This is a genomic window from Oceanicella sp. SM1341, from assembly GCF_003448965.1.
Classification (GTDB): Bacteria; Pseudomonadota; Alphaproteobacteria; order Rhodobacterales; family Rhodobacteraceae; genus Paroceanicella.
In genome coordinates this window covers 150,192-162,908 of the sequence record NZ_QRGC01000003.1, presented here as the reverse complement: position 1 = coordinate 162,908, position 12,717 = coordinate 150,192, and the positions used below count along the sequence as shown (strand labels likewise).

The 12,717-nt window shown below is 70.9% G+C and carries 14 protein-coding genes; 5 read left to right on the top strand and 9 right to left on the bottom strand.

The window, feature by feature from the left end; genetic code table 11:
* Positions 1–5: 5 nt before the first annotated feature.
* From D3P35_RS04625 to D3P35_RS04605, 5 genes are all read right to left on the bottom strand, one after another.
* Entirely contained in the window at positions 6–341 is a 336-nt protein-coding gene (locus D3P35_RS04625; protein ID WP_118133287.1) for a hypothetical protein, read from the bottom strand.
* Positions 332–1,201, bottom strand: coding sequence for a Stf0 family sulfotransferase (locus tag D3P35_RS04620; RefSeq protein ID WP_118133286.1), 870 nt, complete (start codon positions 1,199–1,201; stop codon positions 332–334). The genes D3P35_RS04625 and D3P35_RS04620 overlap by 10 nt, the downstream gene beginning before the upstream one ends.
* A complete protein-coding gene (locus tag D3P35_RS04615) occupies positions 1,198–2,109 on the bottom strand; it encodes a 3-keto-5-aminohexanoate cleavage protein (RefSeq protein ID WP_118133285.1) in 912 nt (303 codons plus the stop codon). Before D3P35_RS04615 ends, D3P35_RS04620 begins: the two co-directional genes overlap by 4 nt.
* 10 nt (positions 2,110–2,119) lie before the next feature.
* Positions 2,120–3,067, bottom strand: a complete 948-nt coding sequence (speB, locus tag D3P35_RS04610) for an agmatinase (RefSeq protein ID WP_232830381.1) — start codon at positions 3,065–3,067, stop codon at positions 2,120–2,122.
* Positions 3,068–3,225: 158 nt separating this feature from the next.
* Complete coding sequence (locus D3P35_RS04605; RefSeq protein ID WP_157982035.1) at positions 3,226–4,134, bottom strand: diacylglycerol kinase family protein; 909 nt, start codon at positions 4,132–4,134, stop codon at positions 3,226–3,228.
* A gap of 106 nt (positions 4,135–4,240) precedes the next feature.
* Between D3P35_RS04605 and D3P35_RS04600 the strand changes: the two genes are divergently transcribed.
* The 5 genes from D3P35_RS04600 (at position 4,241) to D3P35_RS04585 (ending at position 7,734) form a co-directional block, all read left to right on the top strand.
* Positions 4,241–4,981, top strand: coding sequence for an SDR family oxidoreductase (locus tag D3P35_RS04600; RefSeq protein ID WP_118133283.1), 741 nt, complete (start codon positions 4,241–4,243; stop codon positions 4,979–4,981).
* Positions 4,982–5,026: 45 nt separating this feature from the next.
* A complete protein-coding gene (locus D3P35_RS04595; protein WP_118133282.1) occupies positions 5,027–5,869 on the top strand; it encodes a fumarylacetoacetate hydrolase family protein in 843 nt (280 codons plus the stop codon).
* Between the two features lie 520 nt (positions 5,870–6,389).
* Positions 6,390–6,938 (top strand): formate/nitrite transporter family protein, encoded by a 549-nt coding sequence (locus D3P35_RS26890; protein ID WP_255418339.1) that lies wholly within the window; start codon positions 6,390–6,392, stop codon positions 6,936–6,938.
* Complete coding sequence (locus tag D3P35_RS26885) at positions 6,869–7,231, top strand: formate/nitrite transporter family protein (RefSeq protein ID WP_370030102.1); 363 nt, start codon at positions 6,869–6,871, stop codon at positions 7,229–7,231. Before D3P35_RS26890 ends, D3P35_RS26885 begins: the two co-directional genes overlap by 70 nt.
* A 68-nt stretch (positions 7,232–7,299) precedes the next feature.
* Positions 7,300–7,734 (top strand): hypothetical protein, encoded by a 435-nt coding sequence (locus D3P35_RS04585; protein WP_118133281.1) that lies wholly within the window; start codon positions 7,300–7,302, stop codon positions 7,732–7,734.
* Between the two features lie 19 nt (positions 7,735–7,753).
* Here D3P35_RS04585 and D3P35_RS04580 read toward each other — a convergent pair whose 3' ends face one another.
* From D3P35_RS04580 to D3P35_RS04565, 4 genes are all read right to left on the bottom strand, one after another.
* Positions 7,754–9,319: an ABC transporter ATP-binding protein gene (locus tag D3P35_RS04580; protein WP_118133280.1), complete on the bottom strand. Its 1,566-nt coding sequence runs from the start codon at positions 9,317–9,319 to the stop codon at positions 7,754–7,756.
* On the bottom strand, positions 9,316–10,134 hold the full coding sequence (locus D3P35_RS04575) for an ABC transporter permease (RefSeq protein ID WP_118133279.1): 819 nt from the start codon (positions 10,132–10,134) through the stop codon (positions 9,316–9,318). The genes D3P35_RS04580 and D3P35_RS04575 overlap by 4 nt, the downstream gene beginning before the upstream one ends.
* A 34-nt stretch (positions 10,135–10,168) precedes the next feature.
* Positions 10,169–11,113, bottom strand: coding sequence for an ABC transporter permease (locus D3P35_RS04570; RefSeq protein WP_118133278.1), 945 nt, complete (start codon positions 11,111–11,113; stop codon positions 10,169–10,171).
* A 90-nt stretch (positions 11,114–11,203) separates the two neighbouring features.
* Positions 11,204–12,688 (bottom strand): ABC transporter substrate-binding protein, encoded by a 1,485-nt coding sequence (locus D3P35_RS04565; protein WP_118133277.1) that lies wholly within the window; start codon positions 12,686–12,688, stop codon positions 11,204–11,206.
* Positions 12,689–12,717 lie beyond the last annotated feature (29 nt).

Genomic DNA, 12,717 nt, shown 5'->3' with positions numbered 1-12,717 from the left:
CCTGTTCAGAATTTGGTTGCGGCGAGCGCTGCCAGCCCGCCGGCGCAGACCAGGAACACCCCGGCCTCGATCCAGAGTGAGCCCGGCCGCGGCCGGCCGGCCCGGGCGGCGGCCATGCTCAGCAGCCGCGCCCCCGCCCCCGCCAGCGCCATGATGGCGGAGACGAGCGCGAGCCCGGTGCTCGTGGCGGCGGCGAGCGGGTCGGGCGTGGTCGCGGCCTCCCAGGCCATGATCCCTGCCGGCACCAGCGCGGCGAGGGTGAGGAAGGCGAGCCCCCGCTTCGTGCGTGCCAGCACCGGCAGGGCAAAGCACAGCATCAGGCTGAGGGCGATCACCGGCACGGGCCGCTCTCCTCCGCCATGGGTGCCGCGCTGCCCGCCCCGTAGCGCTGCTCGTAGGCCGCGCGGGCGGCCTCCAGCTCCGGCGAGGCGACGATCTTCTCGGTGCGCCGCTCCCGCGCGGCGGGGCGGGCGAGCTCCAGCCCGGCATGCGCGGCGATGGCGGCGAAATGCCGGTCGGGCGCGGCGAGGTAATCCTCGTAGACCGTGTGCAGCGGGCGGATGCCGGTGCGCGCGCAGAGCTCGGCGAAGAGCGCGTCGTCGGCGGCGATGCGGGTGAGCTCGTCGTGCAGGGTCTGCGGGGTGATCTCCACGGTCTGCGGCGGGCGGCGGCGCTGCGGCCCGCTCTCGCGCCGGTGGTAGATGCCGGTGGCGCGGGCGCGCAGCCGCGAATAGGCCTGGGCGAAGCGGTCGCGCCGCGAGATCGACAGCCAGGTGACCGAGGCGAAGCGCACCCGCAGCCCGTTCACGCAATCCACCGCGAGCTGGGCGCGGTCGTCCTGGTCCAGCAGGGCGCGGGCCCGGGCCGGCGTGTCGAGATAGGCGCCGAGGGCGGCGAGCTGCCCGGTCATCAGCTTCATGCCGAAACAACCCTCCTGCAGGCCGCGGGGGAAGAGCTCCGGCAGCTCGGCCTCCGGCTCGGCGCGCATCAGCGGCAGCATGTGCTCCTTGGGCAGGCCCATGCGGCCCGTCGCCTCCACGTCCTCGCTGATCAGGGTCGAGCCGCAGCGCTGCGAGGCGAGGATGATCACCGCCCGCGTGCCGTCGGGCAGCGGTCCCGGCGGCGGGGCGTCCGCCAGCCGGCCGAGCGCGCCGGCCTCCGGCGGGCCGTTTTTCCGCCGCCGCAGCCAGGCGGGAATCACGCGGGCATCCGCTTGGTCAGCCCCAGCCGCTCGCGCACCGCCTCGGGCCCGATCACCTTGGCGCCCAGGCTCTCGATGATGGTCTTCGCCCGGTCCACGAGCTGGGCATTGGTGGCGAGCTGGCCGCGGCCGAGCATCAGGTTGTCCTCCAGCCCCACGCGCACGTTGCCGCCCGCCAGCACCGAGGCGGCGACATAGGGCATCTGGTTGCGCCCCAGCGCGAAGGCCGACCAGTTCCAGTCCGCCGGCACGTTGTTGACCATGGCCATGAAGGTGTTGAGGTCGTCCGGCGCGCCCCAGGGCACGCCCATGCACAGCTGCACGAGGGCGGGGCTCGTGAGCACGCCCTCCTCGACGAGCTGCTTGGCAAACCACAGGTGGCCGGTGTCGAAGGCCTCGATCTCGGGCTTCACGCCGAGCTCGGTCATCATGGCGCCCATGGCGCGCAGCATGCCGGGCGTGTTGGTCATCACGTAATCGGCCTCGGCGAAGTTCATCGTGCCGCAGTCCAGCGTGCAGATCTCCGGCAGGCACTCGGCCACGTGGCGCACGCGCTCGGAGGCGCCGGCCATGTCGGTGGCGGCCTCGTTCACCGGCAGCGGCCGCTCGGTGGGGCCGAAGACGATGTCGCCGCCCATGCCGGCGGTGAGGTTCAGCACCACGTCGGTGGAGGAGGCGCGGATCAGCTCGGTCACCTTGCGAAACAGCGCCGGATCGCGCGAGGGGGCGCCGGTCTGGGGGTCGCGCACGTGGCAGTGCACGATGGCGGCGCCGGCGCGGGCGGCGGCGATGGCGCTCTCGGCGATCTGCTCGGGGCTGCGCGGCACGTGGGGGCTGCGGTCCTGCGTGGCGCCGGAGCCGGTGACGGCACAGGTGATGAAGACCTCGCGGTTCATGGAGAGCGGCATGGAGTTCCCTTCAGCGGTGGTGGAGCACGCGCCCGATGGTGTTCATCAGGAGCTGTGCGGCGAGCGTAGTCGTCAGCCCGGCGTGGTCATGGTCAGGCGCGACCTCCACGAGGTCGATCCCGACGACATCGCAGCGCTGCGCGATGCCGTCCAGCAGCTCGAGCCCCTCGTAATAGGTAAAGCCCCCGTGGCTGGGCGTGCCGGTGCCCGGGGCGATGGAGGGGTCGAAGCCGTCGATGTCGATGGTCAGGTACACCCGCCCCGCGGGAATGCGCTCCAGCACCGCCGCCACTCCGAGCGCGCGCACCTGGCGCACGGAGAGGATGTCGGAGCCGCGGGCGCGGGCGTCCTCGTAGCCCTCCCGCGCGGTGGAGGAGACATTGCGGATGCCGAGCTGGGTGAGGCCGCTCACCCAGGGCTTCTCGGCCGCGCGGCGCATCGGGTTGCCGTGGCCCCGGGTCACGCCGTGGCGGATGTCGACGAAGTCGAGATGCGCGTCGAGCTGCACGATGTGGAAGGGCTCGGCGCCCTCGAAGGCCTCGATGCAGGGGATGTTCACCGAGTGGTCGCCCCCCAGCACCACCGGCAGGGCGCCGGCGGCCAGGATGGCGCGCACCCCGGCGGCGATGTTGGCATGGCTGCCGAGCGTGTCGGTGTGGATGATGTCGGCGTCGCCGATGTCGACGATGCGCACCTTTCCCTGCTCGAGATAGGTGATGTCGTCCTCGTGGTCATAGGCGCCGCCGTGCCCGAAGGAGAACAGGGTGGAGGCCTCGCGGATGCCGCGCGGCCCCTGCCGGGCGCCGGCGCGCCACTGGGTGCCGGCGTCATAGGGCGCGCCGAGGATGGCCACATCCGCGTCGATGGCCGCCCAGTCCTCCACGTAAGGATACTTGCCGAAGGTGCAGATGCCGGTGAACGGCAGGTTGAGCCGGCCGGTCTCGTAGGAATTGCTCAAGACATCTCCTCTCAGCGGGGCGGGCGGCACAGGGGGGCCGGGCAGCGGGCGGAGCATCGGCCCGCGGCCGCGGCGGGTCAACCCCCCCGGTTCGGGCGCCCGCCCGGGAGGTCCTTTCCCGATGTTCCTGCCCGCCGGCCGGGCGGGGGCCCGGCCCGTCAGGTGGCCGGCATCTCGGGGTAGAGCACCTGCAGCCCGCCGGGGTGGATGCGGAACTCGGCGCGTGGCGACATCGGCACCAGCTCGCCGTCGATCACGAAGTTCGCCCCCTCGGGCAGGGAGGGGAATTCCAGCGTCACCCGGTCGGTCAGCGTCTCCTCCAGGTCGCGGTTCGAGCGCCAGGTGCCGAACAGCATGTCGAGCGTGAGGCGCATCAGCGGCCCCGGGCGCAGCGGTCGCGTCGTGTAGACGCCCAGAACCCCGCCGTCCGCCCGCTCGGCGAAGGGCAGGGGGCTCTCGCCGTAGCGGTTGTTGGAGATCGAGACCGAGAGCAGGTTCATCTCCCTTGTCTCGCCGTCGATGGTGATGCGCACGGGAAAGCGCGGCGGGTCGGTGATGGCATAGACCAGCGCGCCCACCGAGGCGCGGATCTTGCCGAACTTCGACTGGAAGGGCCGCTCGTTGCGCACCCGCACGAAGCGCGGGTGAAGGCCCACCGAGACCTGGTGCACGAAGGTGCGGTCGTCCACCGTGCCGATGTCGGCCGGGCCCACCCGGCCGCGGGCGAGGGCGGCCACCGCCTCGTCGAGCTCGAGCGGGACCTTCAGCACCCGTGCGAACATGTTCATCGTGCCGGCCGGCAGCACGCCCAGCGGCTTGCCGTTGCGAAAGGCGATGGCCGCGGCGGCCGAGACCGTGCCGTCGCCGCCGCCGGCCAGCATCACGTCGTGTCCCGTGTCGCCCGAGGCCTCCTCCAGCGCGTCGATCAGCTCCGGCCCGGAGACGATCCGGGTGTCGAGCTGCTGGCCGGACTCGGCGAAGACCTCGCGCATGGCGGCGGCGAAGGCAGGCATGTCGAGCGTGCGGAACGTCCCGCCGTCGCGGTTGAGAATGGCGATGACTTTCAACTGGTTTCTCCGGGCTCGCAGAGGGCACTGAATACATAATATGCCGGCGGAGGAATTCGATAGATGGAGGATTGCAAAGGCAAAAACCCCGGCTAGGATGCTGCCCATGAAACGACTTCAGGACAAGATCTGCCTCACCACGGCCGCCGGGGCGGGGATAGGGAGGGCGACCGCCCTGCGCTTCCACGCGGAAGGCGCGAAGGTCATTGCGACCGACATCAACGAAGAGGCCCTCGCAAGCCTCGCCGCCGAGGCGCCCGGGATCGACACCCGCCGCCTCGACGTCATGGACGCCGACGCCATCGCCGCGCTGATGGCCGATATCGGCACCGTGGACGTGCTGTTCAACTGTGCGGGTTTCGTTGACGGGGGCACCATCCTCGACTGCGACGACCGGGCATGGGACTTCTCCTTCGAGCTCAACGTGCGCTCGCAGTACCGCATGATGAAGGCGGTGCTACCGGGCATGCTGGCGAAGGGCAAGGGGTCGATCGTGAACATCTCCTCGGTGGCCGGCGCGGTCACCGGCCCGCCCAACCGCTTCGTCTACTCGGCCACCAAGGCCGCGGTGGCGGGGATGACCAAGTCCGTCGCCGCCGATTTCGTGAAGCTCGGCATCCGCTGCAACGCCATCGCCCCCGGCACGGTCGAGAGCCCGTCGCTCGACGACCGCATGCGCGCCCAGGGCGATTACGACGCCGCGCGCGCCGCCTTCATCGCCCGCCAGCCGATGGGCCGGCTCGGGCAGCCGGAGGAGATCGCGGCGCTGGCCGCCTATCTCGCCTCCGACGAGGCGGGCTTTACCACCGGCCAGGTCCATGTCATCGACGGCGGCTGGTGCACGTAAGCGCACCGCCGCCGGCTGATCAGAACATCTGAAGGGAGACCCCCCATGAAATTCCTCCGCTATGGCGAGCAGGGCGAGGAGAAGCCCGGCCTTCTCGACGCCGAAGGCCGCATCCGTGACCTCTCCGGCAAGGTGGCCGACCTCTCCGGCGCCGTGCTGACCAATCTCGCCGCGCTGAAGGACATCGACGTGGAGAGCCTGCCCATCGTGCAGGGCAACCCGCGCCTCGGGCCCTGCGTGTCGGGCACCGGCAAGTTCATGTGCATCGGGCTGAACTACTCCGACCATGCCGCCGAGACCGGCGCCACCGTGCCCTCCGAGCCGGTGCTGTTCATGAAGGCCACCTCGGCGATCTGCGGGCCGAACGACCCGATCATCGTGCCGCGCGGCTCCGAGAAGACCGACTGGGAGGTCGAGCTAGGCGTGGTGATCGGCAAGGGTGGCAAGTACATCTCCGAGGCCGACGCCATGTCCCACGTGGCCGGTTTCTGCACCATCAACGACGTCTCCGAGCGCGCCTTCCAGGCCGAGCGCGAGGGCCAGTGGACCAAGGGCAAGTCCTGCGACAACTTCGGCCAGACCGGCCCCTGGCTGGTCACCCCGGACGAGGCGGGCGACTACGACAACCTCAAGATGTGGTGCAAGGTCAACGGCAAGACCATGCAGGACGGCTCCTCGGCCACCATGGTCTACAAGGTGCCCTTCCTGGTGCATTACCTGAGCCAGTTCTTCACCCTGCACCCGGGTGACATCATCTCCACCGGCACCCCTCCGGGCGTGGGCCTGGGCATGAAGCCGCCGCAGTTCCTCAAGGCGGGCGACGTGGTCGAGCTCGGCATCGAGGGCCTCGGCGAGCAGCGCCAGGACGTGATCGCCGACCCGGCCTGAGCCGGCTCCGGCCTCGAGACAAGGGCGCGCTCCCGCCGGAGCGCGCCCTTTTTCATGGCCAGCTGCGCCCGCCTTGCGGCAGGGCGGGCGAGCCAGATGCTCAAAAAATATGCACGAAACTGTTTCGGCGGCGATCCTGCGTGAAAATGGGGCATGGAGGCTTGACGCGCTGCGCACGACTCGGCTAACAAGACGTTACCGCAACGGTTCACCGAGCCGCGGCGGGTGCGAAGCCGACAGCGTTGTCGGCGGCTGCAGGTCGGGGGCTTGGGCTCCGGATCGCCATCGGTTTCCGAAAGTCCGACCGGGGAGGTCCCCCGGCGCCGACGTATACCCACCGGGGTCTGCGCCAGCGCCGGGATAACAACCGGCCGGGCCCGCGAGACCGCAGCCGGCGCACCCGCGCCACCCCTTTCAGGATACGGACAACGGCGTCCCCCTTCCGAACGGCCCCTGAACCCGGGCCCGGAGGCGGGCGCCTTTTTCATGACCCCACACCCCAGACACGGAGACGCCGCACATGTCCTACGTCACGCCCGCGAATTTCGTCGGAAAGATGGTCGATGCCGGGGAAGCCAAGCTGCAGATGGCCCCGCGCGACGCGCTGATCCGCGCCTACATGGCCGGGGCGATCCTCGCCCTCGCCGCGGTCTTCGCCGTCACCGTCACGGTGCAGACCGGGGTGCCCATCGTCGGCGCCATCCTGTTCCCGGTCGGCTTCTGCATGCTCTACCTGATGGGCTACGACCTGCTCACCGGTGTGTTCATGCTCACCCCGCTCGCGCTGATCGACGGCCGCCCCGGCGTCACCCTGCCGCGCATCCTGCGCCACTGGGGCATCGTGTTCGCGGGCAATTTCGCCGGCGCGCTCACCGTGGCGGTGATGATGGCGGTGGTGTTCACCTACGGCTTCTCGGTGGAACCCGACGCCGTGGCCAGAAGATCGCCGGCATCGGCGAGGCCCGCACCGTGGGCTACAAGGAATTCGGCGCCGCCGGCATGCTCACCATCTTCATCCGCGGTGTGCTGTGCAACTGGATGGTCTCCACCGGCGTGGTGGGCGCGATGATGTCGAACTCGGTCTCCGGCAAGGTGATCGCGATGTGGATGCCGATCATGCTGTTCTTCGCCATGGCCTTCGAGCATTCGGTGGTGAACATGTTCCTGTTCCCCTCCGGCCTGATCATGGGCGGTGACTTCTCGGTGATGGACTACCTGATCTGGAACGAGATCCCCACCGTGCTGGGCAACCTGGTGGGCGGGCTCGCCTTCACCGGGCTGATGCTCTACGCCACCCACGGCCGCACCGCCGAGGCCCGTTCCCTCGCGCCCGCCACCGCCCCGGCCATGCCGGCCGAGTGACCCCGGGATGTTTCCTTCCGCCGCCCCGGGCGATAGGTTCGCCCGGGACAACGGAAAGGGACAGGCCGATGGATCTGACAGCAAGCGGACGATTCACCAGCGAGGCCGGCCACCGGGTGCATGTGCAGGTGCCGGTTTCGCGCGCAGAGGCGCTGCTGGCGGAGGTGCTGCGCCACACCGACCTGAAATGGGGCGATTATGACCGGGTGCATTTCGCCGCCGCGCCGGGTGTGCAGGGCTTCCGCTCGCTGCCCGGCGGGCGCAACCCGGCCACGGCGGAGGGGGTGACGGTGGAGTGTACCGAGCTCTCCTTCTTCCTGCCGGACAGGCCGGGGCTGCTCAAGGCGGTGCTGCACGGGCTCTACCACGCCCATCCCTATGAGGAGCCGGTGATCTTCGTGACCCCCGCGACCCGGACCCTGCATGTCCGCGGACAGGACGAGGACAACCCCAACCGCTTCTGGAACCGGCCCACCGAGGATTGGGTGCCGCCCCTCGGCTGACCCCCCGGGCCAGGGCGGGTCAGGCGAGCGCGGTGGCGAGGCTGGGCGTCGCGGCGAGCAGCTCGCGCGTGTAGGGGTGTTCCGGGGCGCGGAACAGCGCCTCGGTGGCGCCTTCCTCGACGATGCGGCCGGCGCGCATCACCATCACCCGGTCGGTGATGGCCCGGACCACCCCGAGGTCGTGCGAGATGAAGAGATAGCTCATCCCGAAACGCCCGGAGAGCTCGGCCAGCAGGTCGAGCACCTGCGCGCGGATCGAGACATCGAGCGCCGAGACCGCCTCGTCGAGGATGATCAGGTCGGGCCGGATCACCAGCGCGCGGGCGATGGCGATGCGCTGGCGCTGGCCGCCGGAAAACTCGTGGATGTATTTCGAGGCATCCGCCGCGCTCAGCCCCACGCTCTCCAGCGCCTCGGCCACGCGCGCGCGCCGGGCGCGGCCCTTCGGCGGGCGGTCGAGCAGGTGGAAGGGCTCGGCCACCAGCCGCTCCACCCGGTGGCGGGGGTTGAAGCTGCCGTAGGGATCCTGGAAGACCACCTGCATGCGCTGGCGCACCGCGCGCGGCACCGGGGCGCCGGCCGGGATCTCGGCGCCGTCGAAGCGGATGGAGCCGCCCTGTGTCGCCTCCAGCCCCAGCAGCGCGCGGGTGAGGGTGGACTTGCCGCAGCCGCTCTCGCCCACCAGCCCGAGGTTCTCGCCGCGCCGCAGGGTGAAGCTCACCCGGTCCACCGCCGGGCCGGGCGCGCCGGCATAGCGGCGCACCAGATCGCGGATCTCGAGCAGCGGCGCGCCGGCCCCGGCCGGCTTGCGCGCCGGCACGTGCTCCGAGGCCTCGGCCAGCGCGCGGGTATAGGGGTGGCGCATCTCGCGGAACAGCGGCGCGGTGGGCCCGCGCTCCACGATCTCGCCGCCGCGCATGATGCAGACATGGTCCGCCAGTCCCGCCACGAGACCGAGGTCATGGGTGATGAAGATCATCCCCATGCCGTCCTCGGCCACCAGCCGGCGCAGCAGCGCCACGATGCGGGCCTGGGTGGTGACATCGAGCGCCGTGGTCGGCTCGTCGCAGATCAGCAGCTTGGGGCGCAGGGCGATGGCCATGGCGATGACCACGCGCTGGCGCTGGCCGCCCGAGAGCTCGTGCGGGTAGCGCGAGAGGGGGAATTCCGCCGGAGGCAGGCCGACACGCTCCAGCACCTCCGCCGCGCGGGCCCGCGCCTCGGCGCGGCTGGCGCCGGTGTGCAGGCGCACGGTCTCGGCCACCTGGTCGCCGATGCAGAGCACCGGGTTGAGCGCGGTCATCGGCTCCTGGAACACCATGGCGATGTCGCGGCCGCGCAGCCCGCACATCCGGGCTTCGGTGAGGGCGGTGAGCTCCGTGCCCTCCAGCCGCAGGCTGCCGGAGCGCCTTGCCCGCGGCGGCAGCAGGTCCATCAGCGCGAGGGCGGTCATCGACTTGCCGGAGCCGCTCTCCCCGATCAGCCCGAGGATCTCGCCCGGGGCGACGTCGAAGCTGACATCGCGCAGCACCGGCAGGGCGCCGATGGTCACCGAGAGCCCGCTCACCTGAAGAAGCCCGCTCATCGCCGCCGCTCCTTCAGCCTCGGGTCGAGCGCGTCGCGCAGCCCGTCACCCATCAGGTTCAGCCCCAGCACGGTGAGCACGATGGCAAGGCCGGGAAACAGCGCCACGTGGGGGGCGAGCGCGATCAGCGTCTGCGCATCGGCCAGCATCCGCCCCCAGGAGGGGGTGGGCGGCTGGGCGCCCAGCCCGACATAGGCGAGGCCGGCCTCGGCGAGGATGCCGAGCGAGAACTGGATGGTGCCCTGCACGATCAGCAGCGCGGCGATGTTGGGCAGGATGTGCTCGGCCGAGATGCGCAGCGGCCCCTTGCCCGCCACCCGCGCGGCCATCAGGAACTCGCGCTGCCACAGGCTCAGCGCCGCACCGCGGGTGAGCCGGGCGAAGACGGGGATGTTGAAGATGCCGATGGCGAGGATGGCATTCAGCGCCCCTGGCCCGAACACGGCGGTGATCAGGATCGCCACCAGCAGGGCGGGGAAGGCGAAGACGAGGTCGTTGAACCGCATCACCAGTTCGTCCACCCATGTGCCGCGCCGCGCCGCCGCCAGCAGCCCCAGCGGCACGCCGAAGACCATGCCCACCCCCACCGCCACCACCGCGACCGAGATGGAGATGCGCGCGCCCGCCATCACCATCGACAGGATATCGCGCCCCAGCTGGTCGGTGCCGAACCAGTGCGCGAGGCTCGGGCCCTGCAGCTTGTCGCGCACCGCGAGCGCGGTCACGTCCCACGGGGTCCAGACCAGCGAGACCAGCGCCGCGACCACGAAGACGCCGGCGAGCAGCGCGCCGAGCGGCAGGGTCAGCGCCTTCATGCCGGGCCTCCGGGGGCGCATGTACGCGCGCCGCTCATCGGCGGGTCCTCAGGCGCGGGTCTGCCGCGGCATAGGCGAGGTCGACGAGGAAAGTGACGAGGGTGACGGCGAAGACCAGCAGCAGGGCCACGTTCTTCACCACCATCAGGTCGCGCTGGGTGATGCCCTGGAACACCAGCCGGCCCAGCCCGGGCAGGAAGAACACGTTCTCGATGATGATCGCCCCGGCGATGAGGAAGGAGAATTGCATGCCCAGGATGGTGAGCACCGGGATGAGCGCGTTGCGCAGCGCGTGGCGGCGCAGGGCCTGGCCGCGGGTGAGGCCCTTGGCCCGGGCGGTGCGGATGTAATCCTCGCCGAGGCACTCGATGAGGGCGGAGCGCATCACCCGTGCGAGGATCGAGGCCTGCGGCAGCGCGAGCGCCACCGCCGGCAGGGTGAGCGCCTTCAGTGCCGCGAGAGGGTCCGCCCAGCCGGGAAAGCCGCCGGCGGAAAACCAGCGCAGCGAGATGGCGAAGAGCGCCACCAGCATCATCGCGAACCAGAAGTTCGGCACGGCGATGCCGAGCTGTGTCGCCCCCATCACCGTGATGTCGGCCGGCCCGCCGCGCCGGGCAGCGGCGAGGATGCCCACCGGCAGGGCGATGGCGGTGGAGAGGGCGAGGGCGTAGAGCGTAAGCGGCAGCGACACCCAGAGCCGGTCGCCGATCAGCTCGGCCACGGGCACCTTGTAGGTGTAGGACAGGCCGAAATCGCCCTGCAGCGCCCCGCCGATCCAGCCGAGGTAGCGCCAGAGCGCCGGCTGGTCGAGCCCGAGCTCGGCGCGCAGGGCGGCCACGGTGTCGGGCTGGGCGTTGAGCCCCAGCATGAAGGCCGCCGCGTCGCCGGGGATCACCTCGAGCGCGAGGAAGATCACCACCGAGGCGGCGAAGAGTGTCCCCGCGAGGATCGCGAGGCGCAGGGCGAGGTAGCGGGCCATCTCAGCCCGCCGCCACGCGAAGGCCTGCGCCCCGCGCGCCGGGGATCAGCGGCGCCCGCGCGCCGCCGCGCCGATGCGGCCCGTTCCCGCTCATTCGGCCCAGGAGAGGCCCGTGAGGTCGATCGCCGGGGTGGGGGCGTTTTCCCACAGGCCCTGCAGCCCGGCCCGCGACACGGTGAGCAGCGGCAGCTGGAACAGGTAGGCGTTCACGTAATCCTCGGCGATGCGGCGCTGGGCCCGGCCGAGGATCTCGCCGCGCGTGTCGGGGTTGGTGGTGCGGGTGAGCTCGGCCATCAGCTCCTGCATGGCCGGGGAGTGGTAGTCGAAGTAATAGTCGTCGCGCGCGTAGATGCCGATGTCCATCGGCTCGACGTGGCTGATGATGGTCATGCCGTAGTCGCGGCGCTTGAACACCTCGTCGAGCCACTGCGCCCATTCGATGTTGGAGATCTCCACGGTGATGCCCACCTCGGCAAGCTCGGCGGCGATGATCTCGCCCGAGCGGCGGGCATAGGAGGTGGGCGGCAGCTTCAGCGTGGTGGTGAAGCCGTCGGAGAGCCCGGCCTCGGCCAGCAGGGCGCGGCTCTTCTCCGGGTCGTAGGCCGAGAGCTCGGTGAGGTCGACGTAAGCCGGGTTGTGCGGGGCGAAATGCGTGCCGATGGGGGTGCCATAGCCGTACATCGCGCCGTCGATCACCGTCTCGCGGTCGATGGCATGGGCCACGGCCTCGCGCACGCGGATGTCGTCGAGCGGGGCTGCGCCGTTGTTCATCGCGAGGATGGTCTCGCCCTCGGTGGTGCCCACGGTGACCCGGAACTCCGGGTTGCCCTCGAACATCGCGAGGTTTTCCGGCGCCGGGAAGGCGGGGAACACGTCGAGATCACCGGCCATCATGGCGGAGAAGGCGGCCGTGGGGTCGGCGATGATGCGCATGGTCGCGGTGCGGATCGACACCGGGTCGCCCCAGTAGTCATCGCGCGCGGTGAGCACGATGCGGTCGCCCTTCACCCAGTCGGAGACCACGTAGGGGCCGGTGCCCACGGGGGCGGTGGCATTGGTGGCGGCTGTCTCGGGCGCCACGATCACCGCGTCGCCCCAGGCGAGGTTGAACAGGAAGCCGCCGTTGGGCTCGGACAGGATCACCTGCACGGTGAGCGGGTCGAGCACCTTCACCTCGGCGATGCCGGCGAAGAGGCCCTTCTGCGCGTTCACCGAATCCTCGGCCCGGGCGCGGTCGAGGCTGAACTTCACGTCCTCCGCGTCCATCGTCGAGCCGTCGGAGAAGGTGACACCCTTCACCAGGTGGAACGTGTAGGTGAGCCCGTCGGAGGAGATGTTCCAGCGCTCCGCGAGATCGGGGATCACCGTGCCGTTCTGGTCGAACCGGGTGAGGCCCTGGAACACGTTGGCATAGGTCACCGAGTCGATGGCGCCCGCGGCGCCGGCCGTGGGGTCGAGCCCCGGCGGCTCGAGCTGCATGCCGATGGTCACGTCATCGCGCGCGGCGGCAGCCGTGGCGGCGGCGAGCCCGAGTGCGGCGGCGGCCGCGAGGGCGGTCGGTCGGATGGCGGTCATGTGTCGTCTCCCCGTTCGGCAGGTCCCGG